This window comes from Pseudoxanthomonas sp. GW2, assembly GCF_000283075.1.
Taxonomy (GTDB): domain Bacteria; phylum Pseudomonadota; class Gammaproteobacteria; order Xanthomonadales; family Xanthomonadaceae; genus Pseudoxanthomonas.
Genome location: NZ_ALIP01000138.1, coordinates 21,711 through 36,672, shown reverse-complemented (window position 1 = coordinate 36,672; position 14,962 = coordinate 21,711). Strand labels below are relative to the sequence as shown.

The following is a 14,962-nucleotide window of genomic DNA, read 5'->3' as shown; positions in this document are numbered from 1 at the left end:
GCGCGGCCAACTGCAGGCGCGGCGGGCGCTGGAGATCGCCGCCGCCGGCGGCCACCACCTGCTGATGAGCGGCCCGCCTGGCTGCGGCAAGACCCTGCTGGCCTCCTGCCTGCCCGGACTGCTGCCGGAAGCCAGCGAGGCCGAGGCCCTGGAAACCGCCGCGGTGCATTCGATCAGCGGCCATGGCCTGGACCCGGCGCGCTGGCGCCAGCGCCCGCTGCGCGCCCCGCACCACGGCGCCAGCGCGGTTGCCCTGGCCGGCGGCGGCAGTCCGCCGCGCCCGGGCGAGATCTCGCTGGCGCACAACGGCGTGCTGTTCCTGGACGAGCTGCCGGAATGGAGCCGCGCCGCGCTGGAGGTGCTGCGCGAGCCGCTGGAATCCGGCCGCATCACCGTCTCCCGCGCCGGCCGCAGCGCCGAGTTCCCCGCACGCTTCCAGCTGGTGGCGGCGATGAATCCCTGTCCCTGCGGCTATGCCGGCGACCCGTCGGCGCGCTGCCGCTGCACCCCGGACATGGTCGCGCGCTACTGGGGCCGGCTGTCCGGTCCGCTGCTGGACCGCATCGACCTGCACCTGGCCATGGCCCGGCTGCCGCCGGCGCAGCTGCGCGCCGATGCGCCGCCGGGCGAATCCAGCGCCGCGGTGCGGGCGCGGGTGGAAGCGGCGCGCGAACGCCAGCAGGCCCGCGGCACCGGGCCCAACGCGCGTCTGGATCCGGCCGGGCTGGCCGCGTGCTGCCGCCTCGGTGCAGGCGAGCAGGCCCTGCTCGAACAGGCCGCCGAGCGCCTGCAGCTGACCGCGCGCAGCCTGCACCGGGTGCTGCGGGTGGCGCGCACCATCGCCGACCTCGACGCCAGCGAGGGCATCGGCCGCGACCACCTGGCCGAGGCCCTCGGCTTCCGCGCACCGCTGCTGCTGCGCGACTGAGGCCCGATCCGCAGCATTCCTCCAGGCACGCAGTGGCGCTGCGCGGGAGCCGGGGCGTCCGCATGACCTGCCTGGTGAATTCGTCTTCCGTGGGAAGGGGAACTTGCGCGGTACGCACGCATCGCGGGAACAAGAGAACCCCCCGGCTGCACGACCCACCAAACCCGTGCAGCCGGGGGCGGTGCCGGAGCGCCGCCACTCCGGCATCCTGGACGTCAGGCCGCGTTGCGGTCCTGGAACTGCTCTTCCTCGGTCGAACCCTTCAGGGCGGTGGTCGAGGACTGGCCCTGCTGGATCGCCTGGGTGACCGCGTCGAAGTAACCGGTGCCGACCTCGCGCTGGTGCTTGACCGCGGTGAAGCCCTTGTCCGCGGCGGCGAACTCGGCTTCCTGCAGCTCGACGAAGGCGCTCATCTGGTTGCGGGCGTAGCCGTAGGCCAGTTTGAACATCGAGTAGTTCAGGGCGTGGAAGCCGGCCAGGGTGATGAACTGGAACTTGTAGCCGTAGCTGGCGATTTCCTTCTGGAACTTCGCGATCGTGGCGTCGTCCAGGTTCTTCTTCCAGTTGAAGCTCGGCGAGCAGTTGTAGGCCAGCAGCTTGCCCGGGAACCTGGCGTGGATGGCCTCGGCGAACTTGCGCGCGAACTCCAGGTCCGGCTTGCCGGTCTCGCACCAGATCAGGTCGGCGTACGGGGCGTAGGCCAGGCCGCGGGCGATGGCCTGGTCCAGGCCGTTGCGGGTGCGGAAGAAGCCCTCGACGGTGCGCTCGCCGGTGCAGAACGGCCTGTCGTTCTCGTCGATGTCCGAGGTCAGCAGGTCGGCGGCCTCGGCGTCGGTGCGCGCGATCAGGATGGTCGGCACGCCCATCACGTCGGCGGCCAGGCGCGCGGCGTTGAGCTTCTCCACCGCCTCGCGGGTCGGCACCAGCACCTTGCCGCCCATGTGCCCGCACTTCTTCACCGAGGCCAGCTGGTCCTCGAAGTGCACGCCGGCGGCGCCGGCCTCGATCATCGCCTTCATCAGCTCGAAGGCGTTGAGCACGCCGCCGAAGCCGGCCTCGGCGTCGGCCACGATCGGCTGCAGGAAGTCGATGCTGTCGTTGCCCTCGGCGTGGTGCAGCTGGTCGGCGCGCAGCAGGGTGTTGTTGATGCGCTTGACCACCGCCGGCACCGAGTCGGCCGGGTACAGCGACTGGTCGGGATACATCTGCCCGGCGAGGTTGGCGTCCGCCGCCACCTGCCAGCCGCTCAGGTAGATCGCCTTGAGCCCCGCCTTGACCTGCTGCATGGCCTGGTTGCCGGTCAGCGCGCCCAGCGCGTTGACGAAGTCCATCTCGTGCAGGTAGCGCCACAGCTTCTCGGAAGTGATGCGGGCGATGGAGTGCTCCACCGGGATGGTGCCGCGCAGGCGCACCACGTCCTCGGCGGTGTAGTTGCGGATGATGCCGGCCCAGCGCGGGTCGGTGTTCCATTCGTGCTGGATCTGCTCGGCGGTCTTCAGCGTGCTCATGGTGCTTCTCCGTGGCGGTGGGCTTCTTGCGCTCGAGGGGTCCTGCCGTCGTTCCGGCGGGCCGGACGCGGTGGCCTCGATGGGTCCGTGGTGGAAGGTCCCGGGTCCCGGCCTGGGCCGGGACGCGGGCGTGGGTCAGTCGATGCGGGCGTAGGCCGGCAGGGTCAGGAACTCGACCAGCTGGCAGGCGCGGGTCAGCTCGTCGAGCAGGGCGGTGGCCTCGGCGATGCGGCGGCCACCCGGCAGGTTGGCGGTGTCCCCCAGGCGCCCGGGCAGCGCGGCCAGGGTGCGTTCGAACAGGGCGAAGTCGATGACGGCGCCGTCGGCCAGGTGCACCGGGCTGCCGTCGGCGTGGCGGCCGCGCGGGTCGGAGTGGTGCAGCCACTGCCACAGCTGGGCGCGGGCGATCTCGGCGGTGGCCGCGTCCTCCATCATCCCGTGGATCGGCACGCAGCCGTTGCCGTCCAGCCAGGCGGCCAGGTAGCGCACGCAGACCTCGATGTTGTTCTCGAAGCCCTCGCGGGTGATCGTGCCCTCGCACGGGCGGATCAGGTCGTCGCGGGTGACCTGCACGTCCTCGCGCAGCACGTGGTGCTGGTTGGGCGTGGGCATGTGCGCGTCGAACACCTCGCGCGCCACCGGGATCAGCGCCGGATGCGCCACCCAGGTGCCGTCGTGGCCGGCGGTGACCTCGCGCAGCTTGTCCGCGCGCACCCGCGCCAGGGCCTGCTCGTTGGCCACCGGGTCGGAGGCGTTGGGGATCTGCGCGGCCATGCCGCCCATGGCGTGCGCGCCGCGGCGGTGGCAGGTGCGGATCAGCAGCTCCGAATACGCCTTGAGGAACGGCTGGGTCATGGTCACCTGGCCGCGCTCGGGCAGGACCTTGTCCGGGTGGGCGCGGAACGTCTTCAGGTAGGAGAAGATGTAGTCCCAGCGCCCGCAGTTCAGGCCGACGATGCGGTCGCGCAGCGCGTGCAGGATCTCGTCCATCTCGAACACCGCCGGCAGGGTCTCGATCAGGACGGTGGCCTTCATCTGCCCGTGCGGCAGGCCCAGGAAGGCCTCCACGTGCGACAGCGCGGCCTCCCACAGCGCCGCCTCCTCCATCGACTGCAGCTTGGGCAGGTAGAAGTACGGGCCGCGGTCGTTGGCCATCAGGGTGCGCGCGTTGTGGTACGCGAACACCGCCATGTCGAACAGGCCGCCGGCGATCGGCTCGCCGTCCACGCGCACGTGCTTCTCGTCCAGGTGCCAGCCGCGCGGGCGCACGATCAGCACCGCGCGCTCCTCGTACGGGCGCAGGCGGTACTGCTTGCCGTTGCCGGCCTGGAAGCTCAGCGAGCCATCCACCGCCGCGGCCAGGGCGCGCTGGCCAGCCAGCAGGTTGCGCCAGGTCGGCGAGGTGGAGTCCTCGAAGTCGGCCATGTAGCAGTGGGCGCCGGAGTTCAGCGCGTTGATCACCATCTTCGGGTCCACCGGGCCGGTGATCTCCACGCGGCGGTCCTGCAGCGCGGCCGGGATCGGCGCGACCTTCCAGTCGCCCTCGCGGATGTGGCGGGTGTCGGCGCGGAAATCGGGCAGGCCGCCGGCGTCGAAGAACGCCTGGCGCTCGCGGCGGGCGGCCAGCAGGGCGCGGCGTTCCGGCTCGATCGTGCGGTGCAGCGACACCAGCAGCCCCAGCAGCGGCGCCGGCAGCAGCTGTTCCTGCCCGGCGACCCGCTCGGTCAGCGAAAGCCCGGCCGCGCCCTTGGGAACGGTGGCCGGACCCGGGCGCCGGCCCGGATTCGAAGCGGGAATGGCGGATTCAGCGGTCGCGGACATGACGGTGCTCCTGCATCGGTCGGGCGCCCACGCTGCTTGCTTGGCCAGGTATTTGACAAAGCAGTTTTGTCAATGTAGTTCATTAGCCAGGCTTATAGCCACCGTGAGGCTGCCGTGAGTGCCGCTGCAAGTCCTCGTTTTTCCTACAAATCCGACCGTCTCAAGCCGCTGCGCGCGTTCTGCCAGACGGTGCGGCTGGGCTCGGTATCGAGGGCGGCGGAGGCGCTTTTCGTGTCCCAGCCGGCCATCACCCTGCAGCTGCAGGCGCTGGAGCGCGACCTGGGGATGCCGCTGCTGGAGCGTTCCGGGCGCCGCCTGGTGCCCACCCGCGAGGGCGAGCTGCTGTACGAGATGGCCCAGCCCCTGGTCGAGCAGCTGGACGGCCTGGAGAACGCCTTCCGCGAGCGGGTGCGCGGGTTGGATGCCGGCGAGCTGCGGATCGCGGCCAACAGCTCGACCATCCTCTACCTGCTGCCGAAGATCGTCGCCGCCTTCCGCCAGCAGCACCCGGACGTGCACCTGGTGCTGCACAACGTGGTCACCAGCGAGGGCACCGAGCTGCTGCGCGAGGACGCGGTGGACCTGGTGGTCGGCACTTTGCTCGACGTGCCGGCCGACCTCAGCTACGAGGCCGCGCACCGCTTCGAGCAGCGGCTGATCGCGCCGCCCGGGCACCCGCTGCTGCGCAAGCCGCGGCTGGAACTGGCCGACCTGGCCGAATACCCGCTGATCCTGCCGCCGCAGCGCCAGGTCACCTGGCGTCTGGTCGACCTGGTGCTGCAGCAGAACCGGGTGCCGTACACGGTGGCGCTTGAGGTCAGCGGCTGGGACGTGATCAAGCAGTACGTGGCCATGGGCCTGGGCGTGTCGATCATCCCCTCGGTATGCCTGGCCGAGGGCGACGAGGCCCGCCTGGGCTCGCGCTCGCTGGCGGCGTTCTTCCCGGCACGCAGCTATGGGGTGGTGGTGCGCAAGGGCCGGGTGCTGTCGCCGCAGGCGCGTGCGTTCGTGGCCCTGATCCGCCCGGACCTGCTTGCGCCGCGCGAGTACGACCAGAGCGGACATTCCGAACGCTGAGCATCCGCCTACGGGCCGGCAGCCTGGCCAGGAGGAGGGGATGGATCAGGCCGGGTGCGTATGCCGCCAGATGGCCACGGCCGCGGCCATGCACAGGAACCAGAACGCCAGGCCCACCACCGCGCACCACGCACTTTCCGGGTGGGTGCGCACGCCGAGGCCGCGCAGCAGCGCATAGCCCAGGCCCTTCACCAGGATTTCCAGCACCACGTCGACCAGGACGTAGCCGACGACGCGGACGGTCCAGCCCAGCAGGCCCCCGATGGCTTCCTCCGGCATCGTCGCCCCTCCGGACTTGGCTCAGCGGACCTGGGCGGCTTCCACCTGCCGGTCGCGCATCGCCAGGTCCTTGCCGATGCCGTAGCCGGCAACGAACAGCAGGAAGGCCGCCGTGCAGGCCAGCCCGGCGCCGCCGAGGAGGCGGTTGTGCCGCGCCAGGACCAACCCATAGGTCGCCCATGCCCCGGCAAGCAGCAGCGGGGACCAGGCCAGGCCGGCGACCACGAACGCGCATGCGGCGAACGTCTCGGCGGCGGTGATGCGGATGCGGCGGATCGAGTGCATGGATGGCTTCCTGTCCGTTGCATGTGGGTTGTCGCGCCATGGCCGGGCCCGGCCATGTTCCCCCCCCCCCCCCGGCGCGATGCCGATCCTATCGCGCCGGCAAGCGCCGCACATCAGCCTTCCCGGCCGGCCCGCAACGCCGCGAACGCCTCCAGCGCCGCCGCCCTGCCCGCGGCCAGGTCCACCTGTGGCCGCCGCGGATAGCGCGGCGCGACCCTGCGCAGCAGCTCCGGGTGCTGCCACGGTGCGAACCGCGCCGGCAGCGGCAGCGGCGCCAGCTCCGGCACCCAGCGCGCGATGTACTCGCCCTGCGGATCGAACTTCTGCGCCTGGCTGACCGGGTTGAACACACGGAAGTACGGCGCTGCGTCGGCGCCGGTGCCGGCCACCCACTGCCAGCCCTGGGTGTTGTTGGCCAGGTCGGCGTCGACCAGGGTGTCCCAGAACCAGCGCGCGCCGTGCCGCCAGTGGATGCGCAGGTGCTTGGCCAGCCAGCTGGCCACGACCATGCGCACCCGGTTGTGCATCCAGCCGGTGTGCCACAGCTGGCGCATGCCGGCATCGACGATGGGCACGCCGGTGCGGCCGCGCTCCCAGGCATCGAGGGTGGCGCGCAACGGCCGCGCCCAGCGGAACCCGGCCATGCGCGGGTCGAGGTCCTGGTCGACCACGTGCGGGTAGTGGTGCATGACGTGGTGGGCGAACTCGCGCCAGCCCAGCTCGGCCAGGAAGCGTTCGCGGTCGGCCTCGGCCACCTCCGCCGCCTGCACCGCCGCGGCCACGCGCTGGACCGAGATCTCGCCGAAGTGCAGGTGCGCCGACAGGCGCGAAGTGCCGTCGGCCGCGACCTGGTCGCGGGCCTGCGCGTAACCGGCCAGGCCCGCGGCCAGGAACCGCTGCAGCCGCGCCTGCGCCCCGGCCTCGCCGGGGGTGGCCTGCTCCCAGAAACCGGCGTCCCAGTCCGGGCGGGTCTCGGGGATGATCGCGTCCAGGTGCCGGCCTTCCGGCGCGCCGGCCAGGTCCGGCGAGGGCAAGCGCTCCGGCGCCTGCCACAACGGGCGCAGGCGCCAGTGCGCACGCGCCGCTTTCCAGAACGGGGTGAACACCCGGTACGGGTCGCCCTGCCTGGTCTCGATCTCCCACGGTTCGAACAGCAGCGAGCCGTTGAAGCTTTCCGCATGCAGCCCGGCCTGGCGCAGCTGCCGCTTGATCCGGGTGTCGCGGGCCTCGATCCGCGGCTCGTAGCGGCGGCACCACAGCACCGCCTCGGCCCCGGTCAGCGCCGCCAGCGCCTGCAGCGTGCCCAGGCTGGGCCCGTGCAGCATCAGCAGGCGCGAGCCGCGGCGCCGCAGTTCGGCCGCCAGCGCCGCCAGCGAGCGCCGGCGCCAGGCGTTGGAAGCGGCGCCCGGCGCCCAGTCGCCCTCCTCGTCCGGGGCGTGGATGTACCCCGGCACCGGCACCAGGCCGCGCCCAGCGCGGCGCGCAGGGCGGGGTGGTCGTCCAGCCTGAGATCGTCACGGAACCAGACCAGCGCCACGCCCATGGGCGACCCTCAGGCAGTGCCGCGGTTGCGGCCCATCCACGGCCGGTACCACTGGCGCACCGCGGCCATGTCGGCCTCCATGTCGCCGGTGGTGTGGAACAGCGGGCCGAAGCCGATGATCCGCTCCGGGTAGTGGAAGTAGGTCATCAGCACCGGCACGCCGGCACCGTGGGCGATCTTCCAGAAGCCGCGCTTCCACTCCTTAACCGGCTTGCGCGTGCCTTCCGGGGCGACCACGAACCACATCCGCTCGCTGGCGCGCACCAGGTCGATGGCCTGGTCGACGATGCCATGCGGGTTGCTGCGGTCCACCGGGATCACGCCCAGCCGGCGCAGCACGATCGACAGCGGCCACCAGAACAGCTGGGCCTTCGCCAGCACCCGGATGTCCACGCCCAGGGCCAGCTTGGCGGCCATGCCCCAGATCCCGTCCCAGTTGGACGAGTGCGGCGCGGCGATCACCACCAGCCGGCCGACCGGCGGGATCTGCCCGACCACGCGCCAGCCGCCCAGGCGCAGCACGCTGCGGCCCAGCCAGCGGGTGAAGCGGCCCATGCCGCGCTCGGGGGTCTGCGGAACCTGCGCCGGCATCGCCGGCAGCAGGGGTGCAGCCTCGGACATTCTCACTCCCAGTCGCGGCGCGAGCGCCCGCGCTTGATCTGGCTGCGCTCGCGCTTGCCCTCCAGGCGCCGCTGCTGCGAGGCGCGGGTGGGGCGGGTCGCGATGCGCCGCTTTGGCACCGCCAGGCCGGCGGCAATGAACGCCGCCAGGCGCTCGCGCGCATCCTGGCGGTTGCGCTCCTGGGTGCGGAAGCGCTGCGCGTCGATCACCAGCACGCCGTCGTCGGTCAGCCGCCGGTCGCGTCGCGCCAGCAGGCGCGCACGCAGCGCCTCGGGCAGCGACGGCGAGCCGGCGACGTCGAACCGCAGCTCGACGGCGCTGGAAACCTTGTTGACGTTCTGCCCGCCGGCGCCGCTGGCGCGCACGAAGCGCTCGACGATCTCCGACTCCGGGATCGCCAGGCCGGGGCTGATGCTGAGCGCGTCGACGGGCATGGCCGGATTGTAAGCGGGCGGCGCACCGCGGCGTGCTCAGCCGGCCGCGCCGGTGTGTTCCGGCAGGCTCCAGCCGAACAGCGCCATCGCCCTGATGAACTCGCCCGAGGGCGGCGCCACCACCTCCACCCGGGCGCCGCCGCGCGGGTGCGGGAAGCCCAGCTTCCACGCATGCAGCAGCATGCGGTGCACCCCGCGCATGCGGAAGATGCGGTTGTGGCGGCCGTCGCCGTGGCTGGTGTCGCCGATGAGGTGGTGCGAGGCGTGCTTGAGGTGGCGACGGATCTGGCGGAAGCGGCCGGTCACCGGCGCGCATTCCAGCAGGGCGTAGCGCGAGGTCGGGAAGCCGGCCGAGGGCTCGTCCAGCTCGCCGCAGGCCAGCCGCCGGAAGCGGGTCAGCGCCGGTTTCTTCTGCGGCTTGCCGGGCCCGCCGTCCAGCGGATGGTCGATCTCGAACGCCTCCTCCAGCCAGCCGCGGCACACCGCCAGGTAGCGCTTGTCCAGCTGCTGGGCCATCACCGACCGGCCCAGGGCCGAGGCGGTGTCGCGGTCGAAGGCCAGCAGCAGGCAGCCGCTGGTGGCGCGGTCCAGGCGGTGGACCAGGTACACGGGCCGGCCGAACTGGGCGCGCAGGCGGTCGGCGGCGAAGTCGGTCTCGTCCGCCGCCAGCGGGCTGTCGTGCACCATCAGCCCAGCGGGCTTGTCCACCACCGCCAGGCAGTCGTCGGCGTGGAGGACGGCGAGGGATCCGGGAATGTCGTTCACCCGCGCATTATCCGCGGGCGCGGCGGCGATTACGAAGGCGGGCGCGGCAAGGGCGCGCCGGGCCCTGGCGGCCCATGCGGCCGTGCCGGCGCGGCTTCAGGGACGCTTCAAGCCCGCGCCGCCGCATTCTGGGAAACTCGGCGCCGGCCATGAGGCCGCAGCAACTGGAGACCAAGGATGATCCCCGGAAGACATGCACTCGCCCTGACCCTCGCCGTCGCCCTGCTGGCGCCCGCCTGGGGCGCCGGCGCCGCCGCGCCCGCCCTGCCGCGCGGCGTCAGCGCCGGTCCCTCCATCGAGGGCATCAGCGAATACACCCTGGGCAACGGCCTGCGCGTGCTGCTGTTCCCCGACCCGACCAAACCCACGGTCACGGTCAACCTGACCTACGGGGTCGGCTCGGTGCACGAGACCTACGGCCAGACCGGCGCCGCGCACCTGCTCGAGCACCTGCTGTTCAAGGGCACGCCCGCGCACCGCGACATCAGCGGCGAGATGAAGCGCCGCGGCATCCGCTACAACGCCACCACCGGGCAGGACCGCACAAACTACTTCGCCTCCTTCCCCGCCGGCGGCGACAACCTCGACTGGGTGCTGGCGATGGAAGCCGACCGCATGGTCAACGCGCGCCTGGAACGCGCCGACCTGGACAGCGAGATGACGGTGGTGCGCAACGAGCTGGAGGCCGGCGAGAACAACCCCAGCGGCGTGCTGGTGCAGCGCGTGCGCGCGGCCGCCTACCAGTGGCATGGCTATGGCCAGGCCACCGTGGGCGCGCGCTCGGACGTGGAGGCGGCCGACATCGGCCAGCTGCGCGCCTTCTACCGGACCTGGTACCGCCCGGACAACGCCACCCTGGTGGTCGCCGGCCGGATCGACCCGGCGGAAGTGCTGCGCAAGGTGCAGGCCACGTTCGGCAAGCTGCGCGCGCCGGCCACGCCGCTGCCGCGGCGGGCCACGGTGGAGCCGCCGCAGGACGGCGAGCGCGAGGTCACCGTGCGCCGCACCGGCGACTTGCGCATCGCCATGGCCAGCTACCACATCCCGGCCCGCACCCATGCCGACAACGCCGCGCTGGTGGTGCTGGCGCAGGTCCTGGGCCACACCCCCGGCGGGCGCCTGCACAAGGCCCTGGTCGAGCCGCGGATCGCCGCCGGCGTCGGTGCCGGTGCCGACGGCCTGGCCGAGCCTGGCCTGTTCAGCGCGGTGGTGGTACAGCCGCGCGACGGCGACGGCGAGCGCGCCGAGCAGGTGCTGCTGGCGCAGCTGGAGGAACTGGCGCGCAACCCGGTGACCGAGGCCGAGGTCGAGCAGGCCCGGCAGCGGGTGGCCAATGCCTACGACCTGTACTTCACCGACGTCAACGCGGTGGGCATGGGCTTGTCGGAGTTCGTCGCCGCCGGCGACTGGCGCCTGCTGTTCACCAGCCGCGACGCGATCGCCGCGGTGACCGCCGCCGACGTCAACCGCGTCGCCGCCGCCTACCTGCGCCGCGACAACCGCACCCTGGGCCGCTTCGTGCCCACCGACGAACCGCAGCGGGTACAGGTGCCGGCGGCCCCGGCCGCGGCCGAGGTGGTGGCCGGTTACACCGGGCGCCAGGCGCTGGACGCCGGCGAGCACTTCGATCCCACGCCGCAGAACATCGAGGCCCGCACCCAGCGCTTCACCCTCGGCGACGGGCTCCGGGTGGCGCTGCTGCCCAAGCGCACCCGCGGCGGCACCGTGGTGGTTGACGGCTACTTCCGCTTCGGCGACGCGCAGTCGCTGGCCGGGCGCCAGCATGCCGCCGGCCTGGCCGGGGCGATGCTGATGCGTGGCGCGCGCGGGCTGGACCGCGAGGCCATCGACCGCAGGCTGGAGGAGCTGCAGGCCCGGGCCCAGGTGGCCGGCGGGCTGCAGGGTGCACAGCTGTCGCTGATCGGCCGCCGCGAGCGGCTCGGCGAGACCCTGGAACTGCTGGCCACCCTGCTGCGCGAGCCGACCTTCCCCGAGGACGAGTTCGAGCAGCTGCGGCTGCAGGCCATCACCGGGCTGGAGGCCTCGCGCGGCGAGCCGGGCGCGGTGGCGCAGCGGGCGCTGGCGCTGCACTTCGATCCGTGGCCGGAAGGGCATCCGCTGCACGCGCAGAGCCTGGATGAAACCCTGGCCGCGGTGCGTGCGCTCCGGCGCGAGGAGGTGGTGGCGTTCCACCGCGACTTCTACGGCACCGCGCAGGGCGAGATCGCGATCGTCGGCGACTTCGACCCGGAGGCGGTGCGCGCGCAGCTGGAACGCCTGTTCGCCGGCTGGCGCAGTCCGCATCCGTACCAGCCGATCGCCACCCGGCATGCCGAGGTCGCGCCGCTGCAGCGGCAGCTGCCGACCCCGGACAAGGCCAACGCGGTGCTGCTGGCGCGGCAGAACGTGGCCCTGCGGGTCACCGACCCGGACTACCCGGCGCTGGTGGTGGCCAACCGCATCCTCGGCGGCGGCGCGCTCAAGTCGCGCCTGGGCGACCGCATCCGCCAGAGGGACGGCCTCAGCTACGGGGTCAGCAGCTCGTTGCATGCCGACGACAGCGCCGACGGCGTGGACGATGCCGGCAACCTGCTGATCCAGGCCATCGCCGCGCCGCAGAACCTGGCCCGGGTCGAGGTGGCCATGCGCGAGGAACTGCAGCGGCTGGTGGCCGAGGGCATCACCGAGGCGGAACTGCAGGATGCGGTGTCCGGCCTGCTCACCGAGCGCGCGCAGGCGCGCGCGGACGACCAGAACGTGGCGGGCATGCTCCAGGACCAGCTGTACTTCGGCCGCACCATGGCCTTCACCGCGGAACTGGACGAGGCCTACCGCAGGCTGACCACGGCCCAGGTCAACGCCGCCATCGCCCGCCACCTGGCCCCGGGCAAGCTGAGCGTGGTCGCCGCCGGCGACTTCGACGCGGTGGCCCGCGCCGGCTCCGGCGCCGCCGCCCCGGCCGCGCCGGCCATGGCCGACTAGCCCCGGCAAGCCCGCCGCCAGGCGCGGCGGGCGCAGCGGCGAACGGGCCCGCGCGAGGCGGGCCCGTTCGTTGCTTGCGGCCGCGCGGGGGTCAGCGTCGCGGCAAGGCCGCCAGCACCGCCCACAACCCGCCGATTCCGGCGACCCAGGCCGACAGCGGCACCCCGGCCAGGCGCGGACCGCCGGCCTCCAGCGCGTACAGCACCGCCGCCACCAGCAGCAGGCCCACGCCCAGGATCGCCGCCACCGCCCGCCGCTGCATCACCCGCAGGGTGTGCTCGATCCCGGCCAGGTCGGGCGAGTGGATGCCCGTCCGGTGCCGGCCCTGCACCTGCTGCTCCAGCCACTCGTGCAACAGGCGCGGCATCTCCGGCGCGCGGGTCATCAGCTCCGGGGCGCGCTGGCGGAACTCGCGCAGCAACCGGCGCGGGCTGTAGCGCTCGCGCAGGATCTTCCCAAGCACCGGGCTGGCCACCGCCCAGATGTCCAGCTGCGGATCCAGCTGCCGGCCCACGCCCTCGATGTTGAGCAGGGTCTTCTGCAGCAGGATCAGCTGCGGCTGCAAGGTCAGTTCGTAGCGCTGCGCGGTGCGGAACAGCTTGGCCAGCACCTCGGCCAGCGAGACCTCGCTCAGTGGCCGGGTGAAGTACGGCTCGCACACCGCGCGCGCCGCCGCCTCCAGTTCCTCGATCCGCACCGTGGCCGGCATCCAGCCCGCCTCCACGTGCAACTCGGCGATGCGGCGGTAGTCCTGGCGGAAGATCGCCATGAAGTTCTCGGCCAGGTAGTACTGGTCGCGCGGCGACAGCTGGCCGACGATGCCGAAGTCCAGGGCGATGAAGCGTGGGTCGTGGCGCCGCGCCGGGTCGGCATCGACCCAGATGTTCCCCGAGTGCGCGTCGGCGTGGAAGAAGTTGTCGCGGAACACCTGGGTGTAGAACACCCGCACGCCCTTGGCCGCCAGCACCTTGCGGTCGATGCCTGCGGCATCCAGCGCGGCGATGTCGTCGGAGGGGATGCCGTGCACCCGCTCCATGGTCAGCGCCCGCTGCGCGCTGTGCGACCAGATCACCTCCGGCACGTACAGGTCCGGCGAGTCCTTCCAGAAGCGGCGCATCACCGAGGCGTTGGCGCCCTCGCGCTGCAGGTCCAGCTCGGCGGCCAGGGTGGACTCGATCTCGGCCACCACCGCCTGCGGGCGGATGCGGTCGGCCCGCGGATGGGCGCGGTCGACCAGCGCCGCCAGCGAGCGCAGCAGGGCGAGGTCGGCGTCGATCTGGCGCTCGATGCCCGGGCGCAGCACCTTGACCACCACCTCGCGGCCGTCGTGCAGGCGCGCAGCGTGCACCTGGGCGATCGAGGCCGAGGCCAGCGGGCGGGTGTCGAAGCCGGCGAACGCGGCCTCCACCGGCCGCCCCAGCGCCTGCTCGACGATGGCCCGCGCCGCCTGGCCGTCGAACGGCGCCACCTGGTCCTGCAGCAGGGACAGCTCCGCCGCGATGTCCGCCGGCAGCAGGTCGCGGCGGGTGGACAGGATCTGCCCGAACTTGACGAAGATCGGTCCCAGTTCCTGCAGCGCCAGGCGCAGGCGCATGCCGCGCGGCTGCGAGGCCACGTCGGCCGCCGCTCGCGGCACGAACGGCTTGGCCAGGCGCAGCCAGCGCTCGGCCGGGGTGCCTTCCAGCAACGCGTCCAGCCGGTAGCGCAGCACCACCCGGGCGATGCGCCAGGCGCGCAGCGCGGCCCTCATGGCGCGCCTCCGGGCACGCGCAGGCGGGCGACGCGCGCGGCCAGGCGCTCGACGTCGTCGCGGACCGCATCGACCTCGTCGTTGAACGCGGCCAGCTCGGCGCGGCCGACCACGTCGCGCGATTCCTCCACCAGGTATTCGGCACCGGAACGCGCCAGGCCGCCGGCCAGCCCGCGCGCGCCGCGCAGGGCCGCGGCCGCGGCATTGGCCAGCTGCACGCCCAGCACCGGGCCGAACAGCTCCACGAACGGCTGCTGCCAGTCCGGCTCGAAGCCGGAGGCCAGCTTCTGCAGGCGCCGTGCCAGGTCGGCGTCGCCGGACACGTGCAGGCGCCCGGCGGGCTTGCCGCGCGCGGCGGCGGCCAGGAACGGCAGCTGGCCGAGCAGGCCGCCGATGGTTCCGCGCACGGCCAGGTCGGCCTCGCGCAGCGGCGGGCCGACCTGCAGGTAGCGGTCATGCACGCGGATTTCCAGCGCCAGCGCCGGGCGCTCCAGGGTCAGGGAAACGCTGCGACCGTCCAGCTGCGCCAGCGCGGCGAGGGTATCCGGGTCCAGCGCCGCGGCACGGTTGAGCGCCGCTTCCAGGGCGCGTCCGGCCAGCGGCTTGAGGGCATCGAGGGGGCTTGGCATGCGGCCATTCTAGCGGTCGCGGCGGCGCCGCACCGGAAAACCCGGGGTCCGGATACGATACGGGCGCAGCCAGTGGCCACGCCCGTGCTGGGGTTCCGGCGGCGCCAGGGGCGCCGGCGCGGACTAGACCCGCCTGCCGCGCAGCAGCGAGATCGCACCCAGGATCAGGAACACGACGAACAGGATCCAGGCGATGTTGGTGGCGGCGCCGGCGATGCCGCTGAAACCCAGCAGGGCGGCGATCACGGCGATGACGAAAAACACGACGGCGTAATGGAGCATCTGGGCATTCCTCGGGGTGGCGCCGCGGGGGGCGGTCGAGCGGCATGCTGCCCAAGCG

General features: G+C 73.0%; 14 protein-coding genes and 1 pseudogene. 3 read left to right on the top strand and 12 right to left on the bottom strand.

The features are described from left to right. On the top strand, window positions 1-928 hold a 928-nt coding region (locus B351_RS0112835; RefSeq protein WP_019399436.1), incomplete at its 5' end, for a YifB family Mg chelatase-like AAA ATPase. A 215-nt stretch (window positions 929-1,143) separates the two neighbouring features. Here B351_RS0112835 and aceA read toward each other — a convergent pair. Both aceA and aceB read right to left on the bottom strand, forming a co-directional pair. Next, complete coding sequence (gene aceA, locus B351_RS0112830) at window positions 1,144-2,436, bottom strand: isocitrate lyase (protein WP_019399435.1); 1,293 nt, start codon at window positions 2,434-2,436, stop codon at window positions 1,144-1,146. 135 nt (window positions 2,437-2,571) lie between these two features. Continuing rightward, entirely contained in the window at window positions 2,572-4,257 is a 1,686-nt protein-coding gene (aceB, locus tag B351_RS0112825) for a malate synthase A (RefSeq protein ID WP_019399434.1), read from the bottom strand. Between the two features lie 114 nt (window positions 4,258-4,371). Between aceB and B351_RS0112820 the strand changes: the two genes are divergently transcribed. After that, a complete protein-coding gene (locus B351_RS0112820; protein WP_026010694.1) occupies window positions 4,372-5,334 on the top strand; it encodes a LysR family transcriptional regulator in 963 nt (320 codons plus the stop codon). 45 nt (window positions 5,335-5,379) lie between these two features. Here B351_RS0112820 and B351_RS0112815 read toward each other — a convergent pair whose 3' ends face one another. The 7 genes and pseudogenes from B351_RS0112815 to B351_RS0112790 form a co-directional block, all read right to left on the bottom strand. Next, window positions 5,380-5,613, bottom strand: coding sequence for a hypothetical protein (locus tag B351_RS0112815; RefSeq protein ID WP_019399432.1), 234 nt, complete (start codon window positions 5,611-5,613; stop codon window positions 5,380-5,382). A gap of 21 nt (window positions 5,614-5,634) precedes the next feature. Next, complete coding sequence (locus tag B351_RS0112810) at window positions 5,635-5,898, bottom strand: hypothetical protein (protein ID WP_019399431.1); 264 nt, start codon at window positions 5,896-5,898, stop codon at window positions 5,635-5,637. A 113-nt stretch (window positions 5,899-6,011) separates the two neighbouring features. Beyond that, entirely contained in the window at window positions 6,012-7,004 is a 993-nt protein-coding gene (locus B351_RS18190; protein ID WP_345775214.1) for a deoxyribodipyrimidine photo-lyase, read from the bottom strand. A 9-nt stretch (window positions 7,005-7,013) separates the two neighbouring features. Next, window positions 7,014-7,372 (bottom strand): annotated as a pseudogene (locus B351_RS18050) (deoxyribodipyrimidine photo-lyase); the annotation flags it as partial. A gap of 78 nt (window positions 7,373-7,450) precedes the next feature. After that, window positions 7,451-8,062: a lysophospholipid acyltransferase family protein gene (locus B351_RS0112800; protein ID WP_019399429.1), complete on the bottom strand. Its 612-nt coding sequence runs from the start codon at window positions 8,060-8,062 to the stop codon at window positions 7,451-7,453. Window positions 8,063-8,064: 2 nt separating this feature from the next. Then, window positions 8,065-8,496, bottom strand: coding sequence for an alternative ribosome rescue aminoacyl-tRNA hydrolase ArfB (gene arfB / locus B351_RS0112795; RefSeq protein WP_019399428.1), 432 nt, complete (start codon window positions 8,494-8,496; stop codon window positions 8,065-8,067). 36 nt (window positions 8,497-8,532) lie between these two features. Continuing rightward, on the bottom strand, window positions 8,533-9,261 hold the full coding sequence (locus B351_RS0112790; RefSeq protein ID WP_019399427.1) for a pseudouridine synthase: 729 nt from the start codon (window positions 9,259-9,261) through the stop codon (window positions 8,533-8,535). Between the two features lie 177 nt (window positions 9,262-9,438). Here B351_RS0112790 and B351_RS0112785 point away from each other — a divergent pair, with 177 nt between their 5' ends. Continuing rightward, a complete protein-coding gene (locus B351_RS0112785) occupies window positions 9,439-12,243 on the top strand; it encodes a pitrilysin family protein (RefSeq protein WP_019399426.1) in 2,805 nt (934 codons plus the stop codon). 91 nt (window positions 12,244-12,334) lie between these two features. On the opposite strand, the gene ubiB is transcribed toward B351_RS0112785, so the two are convergent. The 3 genes from ubiB to B351_RS17395 form a co-directional block, all read right to left on the bottom strand. Beyond that, on the bottom strand, window positions 12,335-13,993 hold the full coding sequence (gene ubiB, locus B351_RS0112780) for a ubiquinone biosynthesis regulatory protein kinase UbiB (RefSeq protein ID WP_019399425.1): 1,659 nt from the start codon (window positions 13,991-13,993) through the stop codon (window positions 12,335-12,337). Continuing rightward, window positions 13,990-14,622 carry an SCP2 domain-containing protein gene (locus tag B351_RS0112775; protein ID WP_019399424.1) on the bottom strand — a complete coding sequence of 211 codons (633 nt, stop codon included), beginning with the start codon at window positions 14,620-14,622 and terminating at the stop codon, window positions 13,990-13,992. The genes ubiB and B351_RS0112775 overlap by 4 nt, the downstream gene beginning before the upstream one ends. A gap of 123 nt (window positions 14,623-14,745) precedes the next feature. Continuing rightward, entirely contained in the window at window positions 14,746-14,904 is a 159-nt protein-coding gene (locus B351_RS17395) for a DUF1328 domain-containing protein (RefSeq protein ID WP_019399423.1), read from the bottom strand. Window positions 14,905-14,962 lie beyond the last annotated feature (58 nt).

Bases quoted from the DNA above. Each gene is read 5' to 3' on its own strand.
- aceA (WP_019399435.1), bottom strand. From the start codon at position 2,436: ATGAGCACGCTGAAGACCGCCGAGCAGATCCAGCACGAATGGAACACC.
- aceB (WP_019399434.1), bottom strand. From the start codon at position 4,257: ATGTCCGCGACCGCTGAATCCGCCATTCCCGCTTCGAATCCGGGCCGG.
- B351_RS0112815 (WP_019399432.1), bottom strand. From the start codon at position 5,613: ATGCCGGAGGAAGCCATCGGGGGCCTGCTGGGCTGGACCGTCCGCGTC.
- B351_RS0112810 (WP_019399431.1), bottom strand. From the start codon at position 5,898: ATGCACTCGATCCGCCGCATCCGCATCACCGCCGCCGAGACGTTCGCC.
- B351_RS0112800 (WP_019399429.1), bottom strand. From the start codon at position 8,062: ATGTCCGAGGCTGCACCCCTGCTGCCGGCGATGCCGGCGCAGGTTCCG.
- arfB (WP_019399428.1), bottom strand. From the start codon at position 8,496: ATGCCCGTCGACGCGCTCAGCATCAGCCCCGGCCTGGCGATCCCGGAG.
- B351_RS0112785 (WP_019399426.1), top strand. From the start codon at position 9,439: ATGATCCCCGGAAGACATGCACTCGCCCTGACCCTCGCCGTCGCCCTG.
- ubiB (WP_019399425.1), bottom strand. From the start codon at position 13,993: ATGAGGGCCGCGCTGCGCGCCTGGCGCATCGCCCGGGTGGTGCTGCGC.
- B351_RS0112775 (WP_019399424.1), bottom strand. From the start codon at position 14,622: ATGCCAAGCCCCCTCGATGCCCTCAAGCCGCTGGCCGGACGCGCCCTG.
- B351_RS17395 (WP_019399423.1), bottom strand. From the start codon at position 14,904: ATGCTCCATTACGCCGTCGTGTTTTTCGTCATCGCCGTGATCGCCGCC.